Here is a 20,726-nt window from a genome sequence, read left to right as displayed (position 1 = left end):
CTCGACGATGAGGCCATGACGACAATCCGCGCGGCCACCCGGACCTCCCGGTGGCCGATGATCACCCTGGTCGCCGGCCACGCGATCGACGATCTGTACCAGGGCTCCGTTCCGGCCATCGTCCCGTTCCTGGTCGCCGAGCGGCATTACGGCTATCTCGCCGCGGCTGGGATCACGCTCGCCGCGACCCTGCTGTCCTCGGTGGTGCAGCCGCTGTTCGGCGTGCTGACCGACAAACGCCCGATGCCGTGGCTCGTCCCGGCCGGCATGACCGTCGCCGGGGCCGGCATCGGCCTGTCCGGACTGGGGGACTCCTACGCGTTCACCTGGCTCGCGATCGCCCTGTCCGGCCTCGGGGTCGCCGCCTACCACCCCGAATCGGCGCGCATCGCCCGCCGGATCGCGAGCAAGGGGCACGTCGGGATGAGCTGGTTCTCCCTCGGCGGCAACGTCGGCTTCGCGCTCGGCCCGATCCTGGTCACCCCCGTGCTGCAGGCCGGCGGCCTCACCGCGAGCCCGTTCCTGCTGATCCCGGCCGTCGTCGGCGGCCTCGGCACGGCCGTGTTGCTGAGGCGGCTGCGCGGCCCGCAGTCGGCCATCCACCATCAGCAGGCGAAAGCCGAAGGCCGTGACGACTGGCGCCAGTTCGGCCGGCTGACGGTCGTGGTTGTCGCGCGTTCGATCGTGACGTTCGGGCTGAACACTTTCCTCGCCCTCTGGGTGGCGCAACGGGTCGGCGGCAGCTCGACCGCCGGCGAGGCCGCGCTGGTCGTGCTGTTCGGGGTCGGCGCGCTCGGCACCCTGCTCGGCGGGGTGCTGGCCGGCCGCTGGGGCCGGACGCGCACCCTGCGCGTCTCGTACGCAGTGTCGGTGCCCGCGGTCGCCGCGATCGCGTTCGCCCCGGGGTACGCGGTGTTCCCGGCGGTGGCGATCGCCGCGCTGGCGCTGTACGTGCCGTTCTCCCTGCACGTCACGCTCGGCCAGGACTACCTGCCGCACCGGATCGGCACCGCCAGCGGGGTCACCCTCGGACTCGCGGTCAGCGTCGGCGGACTGGCCGCGCCCGCGATCGGCGCGATCGCCAACGCGACCACGCTGCAGTGGGCGCTGCTGTCGCTCGTGGCGATGCCGGTCGTCTCGTTCCTGGTCTCACGCGGATTGGCCGACCCGAAACTCCCGCGACCCGAAAATGTCCGGTTATGACAATTAATGTTCACATACATGAACGTAAAAACCATGCGGAAGACGGATTGTAGCGACGCGTTGCCGTGCGGATACTCGTGCGTTATGGCGCACAAGTTTCGCGTGGCAGTGATCGTGGTCGTCTTCGCCGCCGGATCCACGGTGAACGCCGGAGCCGTTGGCGCACAACCCTCTTCCACCTCGGTGACGGCCGCCGGAATCACCGCGGCCGTGCATCAGGACGGCACCTACGAGGTGCGGGCGCAACAACCGGCGGCGTGGACTTTCACCGGTTCCGTCGGCGCGAAAGTCACCGATAACCGGACAAGAACCGGACAGGATTCGATCGGTTCCTACCGGGAAATCGACTTCGGATACACCGACACGGTGAGCCGGACGGCGAGCATCCGGGTGTACCAGAACACCCCCGCGGTGCTGTTCGGCTCGACCACCGGGGCCGCCTCGCCGAACGTGCCGGCGTCCGGCGTGCCGTTCCCGAGCCTGAAGGCGCCGGTGCTGCCGCACCAGGAGTCCTTCCAGGACCGGGCGTTCTCCACCTACAAGTTCGGCGGCACGCCCGCGCCGGACAGCCCGCTGCTCTCGTTCGACGATCAGGCGAACGGTTTCCTGTTCTCCGCGGCCGACAACTTCCCGGTGGCGAAGCTGGCCGTGGGCGCGGGCAACACGCTGTCCGAGGGCATCGCGGCGAGCGTGACGACCTTGCCGGCCGGGTTCACCCACCAGTCGATGCTGGCGCTGGGCAAGGGGATCGGCAGCACGTACGGCACCTGGGGCTCGGCCCTGATGGCGCTGGGCGGCAAGCACCGCGTCCCGAACGACGCGAACGACACGCTGGACAAGCTGGGCTACTGGACCGACAACGGGGCCGAGTACTACTACAAGTACGACGAGAGCCTCGGCTACACCGGCACCCTGCTGGCCGCGGCCAAGGACTTCGCCGATCACGGCATCCCGCTCGGGTACCTGCAGCTCGACAGCTGGTGGTATCCCAAGGGCTCGTCGAACACCTGGCAGGGCAACGGAAACCTGCGCGGCGGCGAGTACACCTATCGCGCCGCCCCGGACCTGTTCCAGCAGGGCCTCGCGGCCTTCCGCGACCAGGTGGGGCTGCCGCTGATCACGCACGCCCGCTGGATCGACCCGGCCAGCCCGTACCACGGCCAGTACACGATGTCCGGCAACGTGGTGACCGACCCGCGGTTCTGGGAGGGCACCATGCGCTACCTCGCCGACTCCGGCGTGGTCGGCTACGAGCAGGACTGGCTTTCGGACGGGGCGCAGGCGCAGTACAACCTGACTGACCCCAATGCCTTTGTCGACAACATGGCGCACTCGGCCGCGGCCAAGGGCATCGACCTCCAGTACTGCATGCCGCTGCCGTGGAACTACCTGCAGAGCACCAAATACCAGAACCTCCAGACCACCCGGGTCAGCAACGACCGGTTCGAGCGCGGCAAGTGGGACGAGTACCTGTTCGACTCCCATCTGGCCGGCTCGCTCGGCGAACAGCCGTGGAGCGACGTCTTCATGAGCAAGGAGACGGACAACCTGCTGCTGTCGCTGCTGTCAGGCGGCATGGTCGGCGTCGGTGACAAGATCGGCGACCTGAGCACCACGAACCTCAACCAGACCGTCCGCGGCGACGGCGTGCTGGTCAAGCCGGACAGCCCGATCGTCCCGCTGGACAGCACGTACCTCGCGATCGCCAAGGACGCGCAGGCCCCGATGGTCGCCGCCACCCACAGTGACCACAATGGACTGCGCGACGCGTACGTGTTCGCCTACGCCCGCAACGGCGGCTCGCAGTCGATCGGCTTCAGCCCGGCGGAACTCGGGGTGAACGGCGCCGCGTACGTGTACGACTACTTCAGCGGTAAGGGCCAGCTGGTCCCCGCGGGCGGCCGGTTCACCGGCACGGTGAGCGACGGCTCGTACTACGTGGTGTCGCCGGTCGGCCAGTCCGGCATCGCTTTCCTTGGCGACGCCGGGAAGTTCGTCTCCGCGGGCAGCAAGCGGATCAGCCGGCTGTCCGATCAGGGCAAGGTGCAGGCGGCCGTCCAGTTCGGTACCGGCGAGCGTTCGGTCCAGCTGCACGGCTACGCCCCGGCGGCCCCGAAGGTGACGGTCACCAGCGGCACGGCCGGCCCGGTGAGCTACGACGCGGCCACCCACCTGTTCACCGTCGCGGTCACCCCCGGGCCCGGTCAGAAGGCACAGGTGCAGCTCAGCCGATAGCGCCCCAATGTGGCGTTCGGCGCGTGGAATCGAGGCTGGGCGCGGAGCGCCTCCGTTGAGGGCGGTGGTGGGGCAGGGCTGGAGCAACCAACGCCACATTGGGGCGCTTCGGGGCGGTAGGCGTCAGCCGAAATGCCGGACGCGGGCAGGAGTCTTGGGTGCGTACGGCAGCCAGTCCTGCACCGAGCCGGTGCTGACGAACTCGGCGACGGCGGTGGCGAAGGCGCGGCCCAACTCGCGGTCGGCGGCGGTGGGCCGGCCCAGCATCGGACTGTCCGGGTAGGCGTCGAAAGTGGTGAACAGGAACGGCAATTCGGCACAGTGGGTGGCGCCCAGCCCGAGCTCGTCCTCGGCCGGCTGGAAGTCGAACTGGTAGACGTACGTCGGGTTCGCGCCGGCCGCGTGGTGGTCGGCCAGGCTCAGGGTGCCGTCGCGGAACAGCGCGTCGGTCTGGATCGCGGTGAAGACCTGCCCCGGCGTCGCCTGGGGGAGACGTGCGGCGTGCTCCCGGTAGACGTCGTGGGCGCGGTCGCCCAGCTGGCCGGTCAGGAGGTCGATCGCGCGGGCGGCGGTGAGGTCCCGGATGTCCGGGTCGAAGGCCAGGAAAGCCGTCACCTCGTCCCGGGTCGTGCCCAGCATCAGGGATTTTCCTTCCAGGGCACCGTCGGCGAGCGCCTGCGCCCAGGGGCGGGGGACCCCGGGGCCACCGAGCACCGGGAACATCGGCGGGTCGACCCGGCCCGGGCGCGAGAGCCGGCCGTACGCGGACAGCAGTTGTTCCACGGGCAGCGCGCGCAACACGTTCGCGTCGGCCGGAACGTCGAGCAGCCGCAGGAATTCCGCCGCGGTCTCGGCCGCGTTCGCCGGATCCCGCGGCGGCAGGCCGAACGGGCCGCTCTCCAGCAGCACCCGGGTGACCAGGCCCGAGGTCTCCGGATCGAGCGCCAGCGACAGGGACGAAAACGCGCCGGCCGACTGCCCGCCGACGGTCACCGTCCGCGGGTCCCCGCCGAACGACGCGATGTTGTCCCGCACCCAGCGCAGCACGGCGGCCTGGTCCTGCGCGCCGAGGTTGGCGGCGCCGAGCTCCGGCAGGTAGAGGTAGCCGAGCGGGCCGAGCCGGTAGTTCGCCGTCACCACCACGATGTCGCCCAGCTCGGCGAGCCGGGCGCCGTCGTACCAGTCCCAGCCACCGGAGCCGCTGCTGAAACCGCCGCCGTGCCACCAAAGCAGGACCGGCCGGGGCGCGTCGCCGTCGAACGCGTGCCGCGGGGCGTGCACGTTCACGGTCAGGCAGCCGTCCTCGTCCCAGTCCGGCACGCGGGTCCCCATCACGCGTTCGAGCCGGGAAGCCGGCTGCGGGACGGCCGGTCCGGCCTGTGTGGCCTCGCGCACCCCGGCCCAGCCCGGATGCGGCGCGGGCGGCGCGAAACGCAGCTCGCCGATCGGGGAAGCGGCGTACGGGATGCCGCGGAAGGAGGCCACCCCGCCCTGGCCGACGCCGTTGACCTTGCCGCTGACCGTGTCCGCGATCATCGTGCTCACCTCGTTCGTTTTCGGATACCTCCTGGTTCTAGCCCCGGGGTGGTGATCCGGGCCAGGAACTCGGCCGCCGAACGCGGATGCCGGACATATGATCTTCGGATATGGAGAAAGTACGCCATCTGGAGCTGGACGAGACGGACCGCCGGATCGCCGCGGCGCTGATGGCCTCGCCGCGGGCTTCGTGGCGCACGGTCAGCCAGGTGCTGGGCCTGTCCGAGCGCACTGTGGTGCGCCGCGCGGCGCCGCTGTTCCACGACGGCACGCTGCGGGCCACCGTCGTGCGCCACCCGGTGTGGTTTCCCGGCCTGATCCCGCTGGCCCTGCGCATCCGCTGCCGGCCGAGCCGGATCCGCGCCATCGCCGCCACCCTGGCCCGCCGCCCGGACACGGTCTGGGTCGACGTCCTCGGCGGCGGCGACGAGATCAGCGTCATCCTGTTCCTGGACGGGCCGGACGCCCGGAACACGTTGCTGCTGCGGGATCTCCCGGCGACGCCCGAGGTCGAATCCTGGACCTCGCACGTCCTGCTGCGGGTCTTCCCGGCCGCGTTCGACTGGAGCGGCGGCCTGCTGACCGACGCCGAACTGTCCGGCCTGCGCCCGCCGGCCCCCGCCCGCCCGGCGCTGCTGCCGATCGACCACGAGCTGATCGCCGCGCTGACCGAGGACGGCCGGGCGTCCTACGCCGACCTCGCCCGCCGCGCCGGCACCACGCCGCTGACCGCCCGCCGCCGGCTGGAATCGTTGACCGGCGGCGTGATCCGGCTGGCCACCGAGGTCGACCTGGCCCGCCTCGGCATCCGCGCCGAGGCCCTGCTGTGGATCACGGTCGCCCCCGGCGGCCTGGAGGAAGCGGGACGACGGCTCAGCCGTCACCCCCAGGTCCGCTTCACCGCCGCGACCACCGGCCCGGCCAACCTGCTGGTCGCCGCCGCCGCGGCCGATCTTGACGCGCTGTACCACTTCCTGAACGACACGCTGGGTGCGCTGGACCGCGTGGTCACCGCGGAGGTCACGCCGATCCTGGCCGGGGTCAAGCGAACCGGCCTGGTCCGCCCGGGCAGCCTCTGATCGTCGGTCAGGCTTCCGGCCCGTAGATCATCACCAGCAGCCCACCGCCGAGCTTGACGAGCGCGCGCACCTCGTGCCCGCCCTCGTGCACCGGCTTGACCAGCTCCGCGCCGGCCGCGACGAGCTGGTCCGCGGCGGCTTGGACGTGGTCGGTCTTCGCGGTCAGGACCAGCTCACCGGGCGCCGGGTGGTCCTCCGGCGCGGCCAGCGCGATCCCCACCTGCGCGGTCGCCGGATCGAGCACGGCGTAGCGATCGCCGTCCCGGAACCGGGGCTCGGCGGCGAAGGTGGCGAAGTCGGCCAGCTGCGCGTCCATCTCGGGCGCGGTGACCAGGAGGTTCTTCAGCTCGAGCACCAGGTCGGTCCTTTCCTGCGGTGGGAATCAGCCACTGCGAACTCTGCCAGGCAGAGCATGGTCACGTCGCGGGCTAATCGGCGGTTCGTGGTGCGGCCAGGGGCAGCAGCACCTCGTCGACGATGGCCCGCACCCGCGCCGGGCGGACGGTTCCCCGCTCCAGGGAGTCGGCGATGACCAGGCGCGGGCCCACGGACGCGACCAGCGGGGTGACGCACCGGGCGTCGGCCTCGCCGCGGTCGACGGCGGCCTGCAGGATCGCCAGCAGCAGGCGCTGGTGCGGGAGGACGACCAGGCGGCGGACCTCGTCGAACAGCTCGGGATGGCGGGCGCGCTGGATCAGCAGGGGCCGCAGGGCGCGGCCGCGCGGCTCGTCCAGCACGCGGGCGAACCCGCCGAGGACGGTGGTGAGGTCTTTGCGCAGCGAGCCGGTGCCGGGGGCGGCAGGCTCGCCGAAGCCGGTGGACGGGTCGGTCAGCGCGGCGAGGACCAGCTGCTCGGGGGTGGACCAGCGGCGGTAGAGCGCCGACTTCCCGGTGCCCGCGAGCGGGGCGATCTTGTCGAACGCGAGTTCCTCGAAGCTGGTGCGGGCCAGTTCTTCCAGGGTGGCCTGGTAAATCGCGCGGGTCAGCTCCGCGCCGCGTCGTCGTACGGCGGCGGGCTCGGTGGAAGCGCGGGAACTGGCGGGCACCTGTCCGGTTATAGCTGGCGCCCGGGCAGGCGTCGAGGGGTACAGTCACATTAGTGGACAAAACTGTCCCCTATTCGAGGAGGTTCCCTTGGCCGCACTCGGGAAGACTGCGCTGGTCAACGTCCGGGTCTTCGACGGCGACGGGCTCACCGAGCCCCGCACCGTGGTGATCGACGGCCCGGTGATCGGCACCGATCCGGCCGGCGCGCGGGAGGTCGACGCGGCCGGAGCGGTGCTGCTGCCTGGCCTGATCGACGCCCACGTCCACCTGCACGGCCCGGAAACCCTCGACGCGCTGGCCCGCTGGGGCGTCACGACCGGGCTGGACATGGCGTGCTGGCCCCACGAACTGGTCACGTCGCTGCGCGGGCGCACCGGCACCGCCGACTTCCGCACCGCCGGCCTGCCCGCGATCGGGCCCGCCGGGAATCACGTCCGGATCCCGGGCATGCCGCCCGAGGCGGTCATCCTCACGCCCGAAGATGCCCGCCGACACGTCGAGGCGCGGGTCGCCGAGGGCGTCGACTACATCAAGGGCGTCGCGGAGGCGCCCGGTGACGGCGGCCCCACCGTCGAGGCGCTCCAGGCCCTGGTCGACGCTGCCCACGCGCACGGCCTGAAGGCCGTCGTCCACGCGGTCACTGTCGGGGCTTACGAGCTGGCTGTCGGCTTGGGCGCGGATTTCGTCACGCACGTGCCGGTGAATGGCGTCATCCGGCCCGAGGACATCGCCACCATGCAAGCCGGCCACCAGATCGCGGTGCCCACCCTGATCATGATGGAAGGCGCCGTCGCGGGCCGGGCACCGGTGGACGGCCTGCTGGCCAGCGTGGCAAGTCTGCACCGCGCCGGCATCGAGGTGCTGGCGGGCACGGACGCCAATGCCGTCCCCGGCGTGCCCCGCGCCGTCGCCCACGGCGAAAGCCTCCACCACGAATTCGAGCTGCTGTCCCGCGCCGGCCTGACCCCGGTGGAGATCCTGCGCTCGGCGACGGTCTTGCCGGCCCGCGCTTTCGGCCTGGCCGACCGCGGCGCCATCGAACCGGGCCTGCGTGCCGACCTCGTCCTGGTAGACGGCGACCCGACCGCGGACATCACCGCCACGCGCGAAATCCGCGGCGTCTGGTGTGCTGGGGAGCAGGTCACCACTGCTTGACTCGATGCGTCCACCGAAAGGAAAAACGTGACCAGCGACGTCACCGAGATCACCCAGCTCGTCCTGCGCGAACGACAGGGCCGTGACCGCGGCTGGTGGGCGCAGATGCGGTCTTGTTTCAGCGAAGACGCGACCGTCCGCCTGAGCTGGTTCCGCGGCAGCGGCGCCGGTTTCGTCGCCGAGTCGGAGAAGATGGCCGCCCGCGGCGACACCGCCGTCCACCGGCTCAGCCCGCCCGTGGTCCACCACCACGGCGACCGCGCACTGGTCGAGCTGCCTGCCGTCATCGAGATGCGCACCGTCCTCGACGGCATCGAGGCCGACCTCGCCTCCGCCGCCCGCCTCAACTACCGCGTCGAACGCCGCGACGGCCGCTGGCTGGTGGTTTCCTTCGACCCCGTCTACGAACGGGATTCCCTGGCCGCCGCCCATCCCGGCGTCCGGCTGGACGTCGGCCCGGCGGACCTGACCGCGTACCGGCCGTCCTGCCGATTCCTCTCCTACGTGCTGTCCCGCCGCGGCTACCCCATCGGCGACGACCTCTACGGAGACGATCGCCCCGACCAGTCCACCGCCTTCTACGACGCCGCCCGCGCCTGGCTCGGCGCGTAACCCGGGCCGGGCGCTGGTCAAGACCGGCGTGATCGACCTCCTCGCCCGCCTGGCCGCGGACGAGCGGGCTCATCGTTGCCAGGTAAGGAAACATGACCGCGGTCGGCGCCAGTGCGAGATCGGTGAGCCCGAGCGGGCCGCGATGCCCGGCATCACCATGTTGGTCGTGGTGGCGGCGCCCTACCTCCGGCTGCGCTACTTCGTGTTGTGAGCACGGTGTGAGCTATCCCTCGCCGTCACCCACGACAAGTGTTGCATACTGCAATGGTGTCCATGGGTGATGGTGTGACCGGGAAACGGCCGGCGGCGCCCGCGCGGCCGCCGTTCGGGCGATGGCTGCGGGAGAGCACGAGCGGGCTGATCGGCCTGGCTCTGGTGATCGGCGCGGGCGCCGGGCTGGGCGCGGTGGTCTTCCGGTGGCTGATCACCACGTTCACCCACCTGTTCTCCGGGCAGGCGGACTACTCCGCCGCGGGACGGGTGGCACATCCGTGGTTCCCGGCGCTGGGGCCGTGGTTCCTGCTGCTGGCCCCGGTGGTCGCCGGGCTGGTTTACGGGCCGCTGGTGTACAAGTTCGCGCGGGAAGCCCGCGGGCACGGCGTGCCCGAAGTCATGTACGCGGTCGCGGAACGAGGCGGCCGGATCCCGGCGCAGGTCAGCGCGGTCAAGGCGCTCGCTTCGGCGCTGACGATCGGCTCGGGCGGGTCGGTGGGCCGGGAGGGGCCGATCGTGCAGATCGGCTCGGCGCTCGGGTCGACCCTGGGGCGGGTGGCCAAGCTGCCGGAGTCGCGGCTGCGGGTCCTGGTGGCGTGCGGTGCGGCGGGCGGGATCGCGGCCACCTTCAACGCGCCGCTGGCCGGGCCGTTCTTCGCGATGGAACTGATCTTGCGCGACTTCGCGGCGGAGTCGTTCGGCGCGGTGGTGCTGGCCAGCGTGACGGCGAGCGTGGTCGGGCGGGCGGTGTTCGGCGACGTGCCGTTCCTCGCCCTGCCGCCGTTCACCTTGCGCAATCCGGTGGAGTATCTGCTGTTCATCGTGCTGGGTTTGGTGGTCGGGGCGTGCGGGGTGTTGTTCACCCGGGTGCTGTACCTGGTCGAGGACCTGTGCGACTGGTTGTGGCGCGGTCCGGAGTGGCTGCGCCCGGCGGTCGGCGGGGTGTTCCTGGGCGGGCTGTTGTTGCTGCTGCCGCAGATGTACGGCGTGGGGTATCCGGTGCTGCAGAACGCGGTGGAGGGCAAGTACGTCCTCGGTTTCCTGCTGTTGTTGATGGTGGGCAAGGTCGTGGCGACCAGCCTGACGATCGGGATCGGCGGCTCGGGCGGGGTGTTCGCGCCTTCGCTCTTCATCGGCGCGATGGCCGGGACCGCGTTCGGCATCGTCGTGCACACGTGGCTGCCTGGGGTGACCGCGTCGCCCGGCGTCTACGGGCTGATCGGCATGGGCGCGGCGTTCGCCGGCGCGGCCCGGGCACCGATCACCGCGGTGATCGTGCTGTTCGAGCTGACTGGCCAGTACACGATCATCCTGCCGATGCTGACCGCGATCGTGATCGCCACCGCGACCAGCCGGGCGTTGAGCAAGGACACGATCTACACGCTCAAGCTGCGCCGCCGCGGCGTGGACCTCGACCGGAGCCCCGGGGTGCGCAGGCTGGCCGGCACCCGCGTCGAGGCGGTGGCCGAGGCGCTGCCGGAACCGCTGGCCGAGGACCTCCCGCTGGACCGGGCCGCGCACGCGCTGGCCGTGTCCGGGCACGGGATCCTGCCGGTGATCGGGGCGGACGGGGGTTACCAGGGCTGTGTCACGGCGCGCGCGGTCGCGGAGGCCCTGGCCGATCAGCACGAAGGCGTGGTCGGCGACCTCGCGGAACTGCCGCCGCTGGTGACGGCCGAGAGCAGCCTGGCCGACGCGTTGACGGCGTTGACGAACGCACCCGGCACGGGCCTGCCGGTGCTGGCCGGGGAAGGCCGGCTGAGCGGCTGGGTCACCCACCAGGCCGTGCTCACCGCCCTCGAGCCGGTCACCGCCCGTTAGGCGGGCGCATACCCGCGGCTGAGTGGTCTTGGCTCCACACCGCCGTTTCCGGGGTGCTCTCGGGCGGGCTCGTCAGGCCCAGACGGCTTCGGCGGCGGTGCCGGCCGGGGGCTCGCCACCGGCCTCGGCGAACGCGGAGAGGACCTCGACCAGGCCGTGGCGCGCGTGCTCGGGCATCTTGGCCACGATCTTGGCGATCTCGCGGCGGCGGCGGTTGGTGACCAGCCGCACGACCCGTGCGCCCTCAGCGGTCAGCTCGATCACGATCTCCCGGCGTGAGGCCGGGTTGTCCTGCCGGGCCACGAGGCCGGCGGTGACCAGCCGGTCGACCATGCGGCTGGCGGTCGACGGGGTGACCCCGAGCAGTTCGGCCAGCGCCGCGTGCTTCAGCGGCCCGCGGGAGTGCAGGATCACCAGCAGCCGGAACTGCGGCAGCGTGACGAGGTCGCCGGCCGCGGTGATGGAGCGGGCGGAGACGGCCACCAGCAGCCGGGACGCGGTGAGCACGGCGTCGGTGACCGCGTCGACGTCGGTGCCGGCCGCGGTGGTCGAAGGGCGAGACATGCCTCCAGTGTGCCGCGCGGCGCCGGACCGCGCCCACAAGGCCGGTTCCGGGGCCGCCCCGGCACTCGGCCCCGGACACTGTTGCGTTGGCCAACAGTGTCCGGGTGCCGCTCGCCCGGCGCGAGGACCGCGGTGCCCACCTTGCCCATGGTGGAGGGCACCGGTGGAGGGGTCTGCTGGCCCGCGCTGACCTCCTCCTCGACGGCGAACGTCCACAATCGATGGTTCCGGGCTTCAAAGCTCCGTTGTGGCGAGCCGGAACCGCATCCGGCAGACCACCGCGTCAGACCGGCGTCTGAGGGCTCGGGCGAGGACGGCGCCGCGGCGGTTCTGCAGGATGCGTTGCCACGGGTGCTCCGGCTCGACCTCCGCGATGAGGACAAAAACGTGGCAGCCAGCGTGCTTGCGCAGGTGCTCGACGAGTGGTTCGCCGAGCCGTCGCCGGTCGTCGTACAGCTGGACGAGGGTGACGCCGGGATGCCAGCGTTCCCAGGACTCGACGAACTCCCGCGTCGCCGGTTCCTCGTCGGGGTGGGTGACGTGGACGGCCTCGACCTGGTCGCCGAGGGACAGGGCCGCGGCGAGCGCGTCGCGGGTCAGCCGCGAAACCGTGTGGACCGGGACCACGACGAGCGACCGGTTCGGCCGCGGCGGGGCCGGCGTGCGGCCGAGTTCCAGCCGGGCGCCGATGCGGCGGTAGCTCCGGTTCACCCACTCCATGCCCAGCACCAGCACGGGCAGCGCGACGATGATCAGCCACCCGCCCTCGCCGAATTTCGTCGCGGCGACGACCACCGCGGCGATGCCGGTCAGGAGCGCGCCGAGGCCGTTGAGCGCCGCCTTGCCCCGCCAGCCGCGGGGCCGGTTCCGGAACCAGTGCCGGACCATGCCGCTCTGCGAAAGGGTGAACCCGACGAACACCCCGATCGCGAACAGCGGCACCAGCGTGTTCATGTCGCCGCCCGAAACGACCAGCAGCAGCGCCGAGGTGACGGCCAGGAACCCGACGCCGTAACGGTAAACCTGGCGTTCGGCGCGCAACGCGAAGACGTGCGGCAGGTTGTTGTGCTTCGCGAGCAACTGCGCCAGCACGGGCAGCCCGCCGAACGAGGTGTTGGCGGCCAGCGCGAGCAGCACGACCGTCGAGAACTGCACGACGTAGTAACCGAAACCGCCGCCGATCGACGCGGTGGTGACCTGGGAGAGCACGGTGACGCCGTCGACCGGGTGGATCGAGAACTTCCCGATCAGCACCGCGATCCCGATCAGCATCACCGCGAGCATCCCGCCCAGCGCGATCTCGGCCCGCTGGGCGCGGCGCACCCGGGGACGGCGGAACGACGGCACGGCGTTGGCGATCGCCTCCACCCCGGTGAGCGCGGCGCACCCGTTCGCGAAAGCCTTGAGCAGCAACAGAATCCCGACCGTCTGCAGGCTGGTGGCCTGCTGCGGCGCGGCCATCGCCGCGGCCGGGCCGGAGCGGATCAGGCCGGCCACGATCACGGTCAGGATCGCGCCGACGAAGATCGCGGTGGGCACGATGAACGCCCGCGCGCTTTCCGCGATGCCGCGCAGGTTCACCGCGGTCACCAGCGCCAGCACGCCGAGGCACAGCCACAGGGTGTACGGCAGCAGCGCGGGGAACGCCGACGTCAGCGCCGCGACCCCGGCGGCCACCGAAACCGCGACGTTCAGCACGTAGTCGACGATCAGCGAGGCCGCGGCGACGAGCGAGGCCCGGGCCCCGAGGTGCGCGCGGCTGACCCCGTACGCGCCGCCGCCGTCCGGGAACGCGGCGATCACCTGCCGGTACGACAGCGTCAGCACGCCCAGCAGCACCGCGATCGCCAGGGTGACCGGCAGCGTGAACCCCAGCCCCGTGCCGCCCGCGACGGCCAGCACGATCACGATGGCCTCGGGCCCGTACGCCACCGACGCCATCGCGTCGAGGGAAAGTGCGGCCAGCCCGCCGACGACGGACAGCCGGTGCCGCTCGCCCCGGCCGGTGGTTTCGCTGGTGTCGCTGGGCGAAAGCGTGGTGGTCACACTGCTCAGCCTGGGAGCCGTTCCGGCCCGGCTTGACCGCTGTTGACGGTTCCTTGACGCCGGGTCTCCGCGAGTGAACGGGAACCTGATCCGCCCCCGTCAACGGGCCGCGGCGCGCAGCGCGCCCAGGATGCGCTGGTGATCGGCGTCGGCCTGCGGGGGAGGGAGGAACCGGCGGCGCAGGAACGCGTAGGACAGCCCGTTGCGCGGGTCGGCCAGCGCCTGCTGCCCACCCGCTCCGCTGTGCCCGAAGGCGCCCTGGCCGAGGACGGGGTAGATCTCGGCCGCGGCGTGGAAGCCGACGGCCCAGGCTTTGTGCTGGCGCAGCACAAGATCCCAGCCGGCGGACTGGATCTGCGCGAACGCGGCGGCGGTGTCCGGAGTGAGCAGCGGCGCCGCGCTGTCGGTGGGGCTGATCGCCGCCGCATAGAGCTTGGCCAGGCTGCGGGCGGTGCCGATGCCGCCGAACGAGGCCGGGCCCTTCTCCCGGACGACGGGGAGGTTCGGCAGTTCCCACACTTCGCGGTTGCCGGGGTGGTGGCGGTTGAAGGCGATGCCGTCGAGGCTGTTCGGGCCGGTGGCGGCCGCAGCGAGATCGCGGAGCCGCTCGGGGGTGGCGACCATGGGCTGGGCGGGCAGGAACCGGTGCTCCTGATCGGCCGGCAGCCCGAGGTGCAGGTCCAGCTTGTAAGGCTCACGCAGGCGTGAGGCGAACAGGCTCTGCACCGTCTCCCCGGTCGCGCGGCGCACCACTTCGCCGCTCAGCGCTGCGACCACCAGGGCGTGGTAACCGGACGCGGTTCCCGGCCGCCAGAACGGGCGTTGCGCGCCGAGCCGTTCGGCGACGACCCGGTCGTCGGCCAGCTCCGCCATGCTGAACCCGGCGTCCGCCCCGGCCAGCCCGGCCTGGTGCGAAAGCAGCTCACGCAGCCGGACCTCGCCCTTGCCCCGCACCGCGAACTCGGGCCAGTAGTGGCTGACCCGCTGGTCCAGGTCCAGCGTCCCGTCCTGGACGAGCAGCGCGACGACCAGGTGGGCCACCCCCTTGCTCGCGGAGTAGATCCCCAGCAGCGAATCGCGCGTGGTGTCCGCCCCGGCCCACAGGTCGACCACCAGCTCGCCGTGGTGATAGGCCGCGACCTGCGCGTCCAGATCGGCTCCCTCGGCCGCCAGCACGGCCGCGAATTCCTCGCGCACGGGCTCGAAACCCGCCGCCACCGTGCCCTGCACCCCGTGCCCCGTCATGACTGCCCCTGAACGTCGGACCTCCTTGGACACCACCACCTTAGCTCGTTAGTAACCAGTGGTCACTAAATCAGTGAGGCGCGTCTCGCCGCGCGCCGGCCGCCGGTGTCGTACGGTGCCGGGCATGACGGATTCGGCGGGGCCGCGCCGCGCGCCCGGCCGGCCGGCGCGCATCAGCCGTGACCGGATCGTCGAGGCCGCGTCCTCGGGCGGGAACCTGGACACGCTGACCATGCGGGAGCTGGCCGGCCGCCTCGACGTCAGCCACGGCGCGCTCTACCGCTGGGTCAAGAACCGCGACGAGCTGTTCGACCTGATCGGCGAAGTCCTCGTCGACCGGATTCTTTCCCCTGAGCCGGAGACTGGCCCGGACTGGCGGCCGCGGCTGACGCGGATCGCGTGGGCCATGCACGAGGAATTCCTCGCGCTCCCGGGTTACGCCACCCGCCTGTCCCGGCCGCACACGCACAACGCCGACGCGATCGGCCGGCTCCGGCACGCGGTCGTCACGGCGTTCCGCGAGGCCGGGATCAGTGCCGGAATGGCCGAGCAGAGCTGGTACATCTTCATCACTTCGATCGTCGGCTGGCTGGCGTTCCAGGAAAACCGCCTCGAGCTCGGCCCGGGCGCCCCGCGGTTCGACCTCTTCCTCGACGCGCTCCTGCGGGGGCTCCCGGCCCGCGAACCGTAGTCACCGGCCCGCGACCACCTCTTCCAGCAACGAGCGCAGCGGCGTCGCCGGACGCCCGAGCAGCTTGCCGAGGGCCGGGTCCGTCGCGGCGAACTCGCCCCGGCGTGACGCCCGGAACAAGCCGAGGGTGAACTCGGCCTCGAACTCGGATCGGCCTTGTCCGACCTGGGCAGCCCGCCATTCGTCGTCCTCGGCGACGACGCGGGTGATGGTCCGCCCGGTCAGTTCGGACAGGATTTCGGCGACGGCTTTGAGGTCGAGCGCGTCCGGCGCGGTCAGCGGCGGGGTGGCGCCGTCGAACGGGTTCTCGCTCGTCAGGAGGATTGCCGCGGCTTCGGCGAGGTCCGCGTGCGCGGTCCACGAAACCGGTCCGTCGGCGGGCGCGACGATGGTGCCCGTCTCGAGCGCCTGGCCGATCAGCATCGGGACGGTGCTCGCGTAGAAGCCGTTGCGCAGTGACGTGAATTTTCCGCCCTCCGCGGCCAAGTACCGTTCGGTGGCGGCGTGGTCGAGCATCGGAATGAACTCCGAATCCGCCGCGCACGCCTGGTGGCTCGTGTAGAAGACGCGCTCGGCTCCGGCGGCGCGAGCCGCGTTGATGGCGGCCTTGTGCTGGGTTTCGGCGTCCGCGCCCGAGTCGTTGGACGAGACGACGAGGACCCGCTCGGCCCCTTCGAAGGCGAGGGCGAGCGAGGCGGGGTCGGAGAAGTTGCCCTCCCGGACCCGCACCCCGCGCGCGGCGAGCCCCGCCGCCTTGCCCGCGTCGCGCACGCTGACGCCGATCTGCCCGGCCGGCACTTTGGTGAGCAGTCGTTCGACGACCTGCGAGCCGAGCCGGCCCGTCGCGCCGGTGATGACGATCATCTGCTGGTAACCCTTCGTGGTATCAGTGGTACTCAATCCACGTTACCGACGATAAGGCACTGGAAGCAAGAGATTGTTATCACTGATAACTGCTGATGGCGGGCGCGAGCGTGTCCTCGCACCACTGCCGGAAGGTGGTGGGGGTGTCGATCGCGTGCTGCGGGGTGCGGGTGACGCCTTGGTAGAGGCCGTTCTCATTGGCCGTGATCAGGTCGACCATGCTCTGGGCCATGCCCTCGGACAGCCCGAGGCCGACGAGTCGTTCGCGGTAGTCGGGCGTCGGAACCTGCCGGTACCGCACGGGCCGGCCGAGCACCTCGGCGGCGATCGCGGCCATGTCCTCATTGGACAGATCCTCGGGCCCGATCGGCGGGACCTCCTCCTGCCCGGTCCACGCCGAGTCGAGCAGCAGCCTCGCGGCAACGGCGGCAATGTCCTGAACTGCGACCGTCGGACGTCGGCGATCGCTGGAGAAGGCGCCGGAGAAGATGCCCTGCTCTTTGATACTTTCCTTCTGCCGCAACATGTTGTCCATGAACCCGGGCATGGTCAGCGCCCGCAGCGCCACCCCGGTCTCGGCGATCAGGTCGTCCATGGCCAGCACCCCGGTCCCAAGTCCGGCCCGGTCGGCGTACGGCGTGTGGCGGCCTAGGCTGCTGATGGTCACGACGCGCTGGACCCCTTGACTGCGCAGGACTTCCGCGGCGGGCCGGGTGAACCCGGCGAAGGCCGTCACGGCGTTCGAGGCCTGACGGTGGGGCGGGCACAACCAGAACAGGGCGTCGGCGCCTTTGAGTGCGCGGGTCACAATGTCCGCGTCACCATGCGAGCCATGGATGACCTCGACCTGGTCGCGCACTCTCGCGGGCAGTTTTTCCGGGTCCCTTGCGACAACCCGGACTGGCTGGTCGCCTTCGAGGACGTGCGCGAGCACGCGGCTGCCGATGTTTCCGGTGGGCGTGGTGATGACGATCATGGCTGCGCTCCGGTGGAGGTTGAGGAGGAAGTAGACTCAACCGTACCGTTTACTTTTTGGGCATGCAAGAAGGCCGGATGAGAAGGGTGAAGATCCAGGCGTGTGGACGCCCGCGCCCGCGCGGATCTCGTCAGCGATCAGTCCGCGCGGGTGGGAGTCCGCTTTCGGCCGCGCAAGAACTCAGGCGTGTGGACGGACGCGTCGTCCGCGCAGGATCACGGCCAACGGAGCAGCCAGCTGCCCCAGGTCGGTCCGTGGATCTTTCGCATACACAACAGCATCGGCCGGCGCGCCGGGTTCCAGCCCGCCCAACCCGAGGTACTCCCGGGCCGACCAGGAAGCCGCGCCGAGGGCATCATGCGTCCGGATCCCGGTGCCCGCCAGCGCCCGGATCTCGTCGGCGATCATCCCGTGCGGGTGGGAGTCCGTGCCGGCCAGGACGCGGACGCCGGCCTCGAACGCGGCTGCCACCAACGGCCCGAGTGCTTCGGTGCCGCCCAGGAGCCAGTCCTTGCGCGGGCCGTCCGGGCGGTCGCGCAAGGTCGTCAGCATCCCTTGGAAACCCGACAAAGTCGGGGTCAGCGCCATGCCCTGCCGGGCCATTTCCGGCAGCAGGCCGGAGTCCAGCCACATGCCGTGCTCCACCGAATCGACGCCGGCCGCGACCGCCGCCGTGCTGCCGGCGGCATGCTGGGTGTGCACGGCGAGCCGGCCGCCGGCCGCGTGCACTGCGTCGGCCGCGGCTTTGAGGACGTCGATGGGGACGGCCTCGTCTTCCGGTCCCCAGTCGGCGATGATCTTGGCCCACCCGCTGCGCGCGGCCTGCGCCGCCGCGACCGACGGCAGCTCGGCGTGGTCCACGCGGTTGCCCCAGCCGTCGAAGAACTGGCCGCGCTGCGCGAGCCACGGGCCGGCGTGCACGGCGCGCGGCACGTCCGGGTCCTCGCCGAACCACGCCGGCGGGTCGCCCGCGAGCCCGGGCGAGCGGATCAGCGTGACCCCGGCGTCGACGTGCCGGTGCAGGTCCTCGCGCAACACCACGTCGTCCAGCGGGTCGCCGGGCTCCGTGGCGCCGGGATGGGTGTGCGCGTCGACCAGTCCCGGCAGCAGCCAGCCTTCGGCCACCAGCTCGGCGTTCGGCACGGGATCGGTGGTCCAGCGGTCGCCGTCGGCGTACAGGTCGACGTACTCGCCGTGCGGCAGGGCGTGGCCCCGGATCCGTAACACCATGACTGACCCCCCCGTGTCGTCCGGCTCGAACGTACCGGATTCCCGCGGCGGGTCAGCCGGATTTCACCGGGGCGGGCCGAGGATGACGTTCCCGAACTGCTCCGCGGCCTCGGCCATCCGCTCGGGGGAGATCTCGAAGCCGTCCGGCCGCGGGGTCGCCCGGTCGCGCCCGGCGTAGCGGAACATGCCCTCGATGCCGGCCGGGGTGTTGATCATCAGCAGGTCCGCCTTCGCGGACGTGATCCGGTAGGCGTGCGGGATGTTCTTGGGCAGGAACACAATGCCGCCCTCCTTCAGCTCGTGCTCCTCCTCGCCGACCCAGACGAGCGCGGTGCCGCCGATGAGCATGAAGATCTCGTCCTCGCGCGTGTGCTTGTGGAACGGCGGCGCCTCGCCCCGGCTGACGTCGAAGCGGCCGATCATCAGCTGGCCGTCGGTGGCCGCGCCGTCGAGCAGCAGCGACAGCGTGCCGCCGTCGAGCCACTCGAGTTTCTGCTGCTGCTCGGGCTGGGCGAGGTAGGCCATGCTCATCTGCGGCTCCGTTCGGTCGGGCGGTGGGTCAGAACGAGCCGAGCACGCGGTGGCGATCGGCCAGCGCCCGGCGGGCGACGGCGGTGTCCCAGCCGTAGGTGTCGAACTCGTGCGGGGCCCCGGGATGCAGGTGGAATTCGACGTCGACCCCGGCCGCGCTCAAGCGTTGCGCGTACGCGAGATCCTCGTCGCGGAAGACGTCCAGCTGGCCGACCTCGACGTAGGCCGGAGGCAGTCCGGCGAGATCGGTGGCACGGGCCGGGGCGGCGTACGGCGAGACGTCGGGGCCGCCGATGCGGTCGCCGAGCAGCGCCGTCCACGCGGTCAAGTTGTCCTCGTAGCTCCAGGCGACGAACGGGGCCAGTTCCGGATCAGGGGCCGTCGTCCGGTCGTCGAGCATGGGGAAAACGAGGATCTGCCGCGCCAATGCGGGGCCGCGCCGATCCCGGGCCAGCAACGCGACCGCCGCGGCCAGCCCGCCGCCCGCGCTGTCGCCCATCACGGCGATCCGGGCCGGGTCGACGCCCAGCTCGGCCGCGTGCTCGTGCAGCCACAGCAAGCCGAGGTAGGCGTCTTCGACCGGTGCGGGATGGGGGTGCTCGGGGGCGAGCCGGTAGTCGGCGGCCAGCATCGGCACGCCGGTCGCGGACACGTACCGGGCGATCGGCCCGTCGTAGAGCGCGACGCTGCCCAGGATCATCCCGCCGCCGTGCAGGTACAGCGCGGCGGGCCCGGGCGCGGCGCCGGTTTTCGCGTACCAGCGCAGCAGGATTTTCGCGCCGTCCTCGGCCACCGCATGGAAATCGGTGGTGACGACGTCGCCGGGCGTGGGCTGGAGGGCGGCCGTCTGCGCCATCATCGCCTCCAACACGGCGCGGCGGCCCTCGACGTCGCCGGCCGCGGGCTGGGGGATTCCGGCCATCGGCGCCAGGATCGTGCTGAGCTGGGGATCGACGGTGAACGTCACGGTGGGTCCTGCTCTCTCGGCGGAGTCCGGCGAGCCGGGCGGGGCTCTGGAATAAGCGGACGATATCGTCCGTCTAAGCGCGATGTCAACGGAAGGCGGGGCGGCTGTCATCATCAGAGCCATGAGCGAGGAGAGCGGCGACGGCGCCGTCCGCCACCGGATGCTGCGGCGGGACGCGGCCGACAACCGCGACCGGGTGCTGGCCGCGGCCGCCGCCGCGGTGCGCCGGGAAGGCGCCGCGGTCCCGATGGCGACCATCGCGGCGGACGCCGGGGTCGGCGTCGGCACCGTTTACCGCCACTACCCCTCGCGCGAGGTGCTGCTCGGCGCGTTGACCCTCCGGTCGTTCCGGCTGGTGCTCGATGCCGCCCGCCGCGCCGCGAGCCTCGACGCGTCGGCCATCGAGGCGATCCGCTCGTTCCTCGGCCGCACCATCGAGCACGGCCCGGATCTCGTGCTGCCCCTGCACGGCGGTCCGCCCAAGATCGACGACGCCGCGGTCGCCCTGCGCGACGAGGTCCACCGCCTGCTGGCCTCGATGCTGGAACGGGGCCACCGCGACGGCACGATCCGCCCCGGCGTCAGCACCGCGGACCTGGTCGTGTTCGGCGCGCTCCTGGCCCAGCGCCTGCCGCACGTCGAAGACTGGGAAACGGTCGCGCACCGCCAGGCGGACATCTACGTGGCAGGTCTTGCCGCAGTTTGACGGTC

Annotated in this window: 20 protein-coding genes; 9 read left to right on the top strand and 11 right to left on the bottom strand. The window is 71.7% G+C overall.

The features are described from left to right. The first annotated feature begins 15 nt into the window (after positions 1-15). Both OG371_RS00575 and OG371_RS00570 read left to right on the top strand, forming a co-directional pair. Positions 16-1,203, top strand: a complete 1,188-nt coding sequence (locus OG371_RS00575) for an MFS transporter (RefSeq protein ID WP_329064378.1) — start codon at positions 16-18, stop codon at positions 1,201-1,203. Between the two features lie 84 nt (positions 1,204-1,287). After that, positions 1,288-3,438, top strand: a complete 2,151-nt coding sequence (locus OG371_RS00570) for a hypothetical protein (protein WP_329064376.1) — start codon at positions 1,288-1,290, stop codon at positions 3,436-3,438. 123 nt (positions 3,439-3,561) lie between these two features. On the opposite strand, the gene OG371_RS00565 is transcribed toward OG371_RS00570, so the two are convergent. Continuing rightward, positions 3,562-4,974 carry a carboxylesterase/lipase family protein gene (locus OG371_RS00565; protein WP_329064374.1) on the bottom strand — a complete coding sequence of 471 codons (1,413 nt, stop codon included), beginning with the start codon at positions 4,972-4,974 and terminating at the stop codon, positions 3,562-3,564. Between the two features lie 110 nt (positions 4,975-5,084). On the opposite strand from OG371_RS00565, the gene OG371_RS00560 reads away from it, so the two are divergent. Then, positions 5,085-6,053 carry an Lrp/AsnC family transcriptional regulator gene (locus OG371_RS00560; protein ID WP_329064372.1) on the top strand — a complete coding sequence of 323 codons (969 nt, stop codon included), beginning with the start codon at positions 5,085-5,087 and terminating at the stop codon, positions 6,051-6,053. 7 nt (positions 6,054-6,060) lie between these two features. Here OG371_RS00560 and OG371_RS00555 read toward each other — a convergent pair whose 3' ends face one another. Together OG371_RS00555 and OG371_RS00550 are read right to left on the bottom strand one after the other, a co-directional pair. Beyond that, positions 6,061-6,408 (bottom strand): VOC family protein, encoded by a 348-nt coding sequence (locus tag OG371_RS00555; RefSeq protein ID WP_329064370.1) that lies wholly within the window; start codon positions 6,406-6,408, stop codon positions 6,061-6,063. Positions 6,409-6,481: 73 nt separating this feature from the next. Then, positions 6,482-7,099, bottom strand: coding sequence for a TetR/AcrR family transcriptional regulator (locus OG371_RS00550; RefSeq protein ID WP_329064368.1), 618 nt, complete (start codon positions 7,097-7,099; stop codon positions 6,482-6,484). Positions 7,100-7,187: 88 nt separating this feature from the next. Between OG371_RS00550 and OG371_RS00545 the strand changes: the two genes are divergently transcribed. The 4 genes from OG371_RS00545 to OG371_RS00530 all read left to right on the top strand — a co-directional run bounded on the left by OG371_RS00545 (position 7,188) and on the right by OG371_RS00530 (position 10,901). Next, positions 7,188-8,255 carry an amidohydrolase family protein gene (locus OG371_RS00545; protein WP_329064366.1) on the top strand — a complete coding sequence of 356 codons (1,068 nt, stop codon included), beginning with the start codon at positions 7,188-7,190 and terminating at the stop codon, positions 8,253-8,255. Between the two features lie 27 nt (positions 8,256-8,282). Continuing rightward, entirely contained in the window at positions 8,283-8,867 is a 585-nt protein-coding gene (locus OG371_RS00540) for a nuclear transport factor 2 family protein (protein WP_329064364.1), read from the top strand. Positions 8,868-8,895: 28 nt separating this feature from the next. Next, the gene (locus OG371_RS00535) at positions 8,896-9,078 is read left to right on the top strand and encodes a hypothetical protein (RefSeq protein WP_329064362.1); all 183 of its coding nucleotides are present in this window, start codon (positions 8,896-8,898) and stop codon (positions 9,076-9,078) included. Between the two features lie 62 nt (positions 9,079-9,140). Beyond that, positions 9,141-10,901, top strand: a complete 1,761-nt coding sequence (locus tag OG371_RS00530) for a chloride channel protein (protein ID WP_329064360.1) — start codon at positions 9,141-9,143, stop codon at positions 10,899-10,901. Between the two features lie 72 nt (positions 10,902-10,973). Here the strand turns inward: OG371_RS00530 and OG371_RS00525 are convergent, their stop codons facing one another. The 3 genes from OG371_RS00525 to OG371_RS00515 all read right to left on the bottom strand — a co-directional run bounded on the left by OG371_RS00525 (position 10,974) and on the right by OG371_RS00515 (position 14,756). Further along, a complete protein-coding gene (locus OG371_RS00525; RefSeq protein ID WP_329064358.1) occupies positions 10,974-11,465 on the bottom strand; it encodes a MarR family winged helix-turn-helix transcriptional regulator in 492 nt (163 codons plus the stop codon). A gap of 234 nt (positions 11,466-11,699) precedes the next feature. After that, entirely contained in the window at positions 11,700-13,511 is a 1,812-nt protein-coding gene (locus OG371_RS00520) for an APC family permease (protein ID WP_329064356.1), read from the bottom strand. Positions 13,512-13,610: 99 nt separating this feature from the next. Beyond that, on the bottom strand, positions 13,611-14,756 hold the full coding sequence (locus OG371_RS00515) for a serine hydrolase domain-containing protein (protein ID WP_329064354.1): 1,146 nt from the start codon (positions 14,754-14,756) through the stop codon (positions 13,611-13,613). Between the two features lie 124 nt (positions 14,757-14,880). Between OG371_RS00515 and OG371_RS00510 the strand changes: the two genes are divergently transcribed. Then, the gene (locus OG371_RS00510; RefSeq protein WP_329064352.1) at positions 14,881-15,447 is read left to right on the top strand and encodes a TetR/AcrR family transcriptional regulator; all 567 of its coding nucleotides are present in this window, start codon (positions 14,881-14,883) and stop codon (positions 15,445-15,447) included. Here OG371_RS00510 and OG371_RS00505 read toward each other — a convergent pair whose 3' ends face one another. The 5 genes from OG371_RS00505 to OG371_RS00485 form a co-directional block, all read right to left on the bottom strand. Next, positions 15,448-16,347, bottom strand: coding sequence for an NmrA family NAD(P)-binding protein (locus tag OG371_RS00505; RefSeq protein WP_329064350.1), 900 nt, complete (start codon positions 16,345-16,347; stop codon positions 15,448-15,450). Between the two features lie 43 nt (positions 16,348-16,390). Next, positions 16,391-17,287, bottom strand: a complete 897-nt coding sequence (locus tag OG371_RS00500) for an NAD(P)H-binding protein (protein WP_329064348.1) — start codon at positions 17,285-17,287, stop codon at positions 16,391-16,393. Between the two features lie 180 nt (positions 17,288-17,467). Next, on the bottom strand, positions 17,468-18,517 hold the full coding sequence (locus OG371_RS00495; protein WP_329064346.1) for an amidohydrolase family protein: 1,050 nt from the start codon (positions 18,515-18,517) through the stop codon (positions 17,468-17,470). Between the two features lie 63 nt (positions 18,518-18,580). Continuing rightward, the gene (locus OG371_RS00490; RefSeq protein ID WP_329064345.1) at positions 18,581-19,048 is read right to left on the bottom strand and encodes a cupin domain-containing protein; all 468 of its coding nucleotides are present in this window, start codon (positions 19,046-19,048) and stop codon (positions 18,581-18,583) included. Positions 19,049-19,076: 28 nt separating this feature from the next. Then, positions 19,077-20,015 (bottom strand): alpha/beta hydrolase, encoded by a 939-nt coding sequence (locus OG371_RS00485; protein ID WP_329064344.1) that lies wholly within the window; start codon positions 20,013-20,015, stop codon positions 19,077-19,079. 121 nt (positions 20,016-20,136) lie between these two features. On the opposite strand from OG371_RS00485, the gene OG371_RS00480 reads away from it, so the two are divergent. Then, complete coding sequence (locus OG371_RS00480; RefSeq protein WP_329064342.1) at positions 20,137-20,721, top strand: TetR/AcrR family transcriptional regulator; 585 nt, start codon at positions 20,137-20,139, stop codon at positions 20,719-20,721. The last annotated feature ends 5 nt before the right edge of the window (positions 20,722-20,726 follow it).

The organism is Amycolatopsis sp. NBC_01480 (assembly GCF_036227205.1).
Taxonomy (GTDB): domain Bacteria; phylum Actinomycetota; class Actinomycetes; order Mycobacteriales; family Pseudonocardiaceae; genus Amycolatopsis.
Note: the sequence above shows the minus strand (reverse complement) of the source record. Positions and strands in the feature narration are given on the sequence as shown.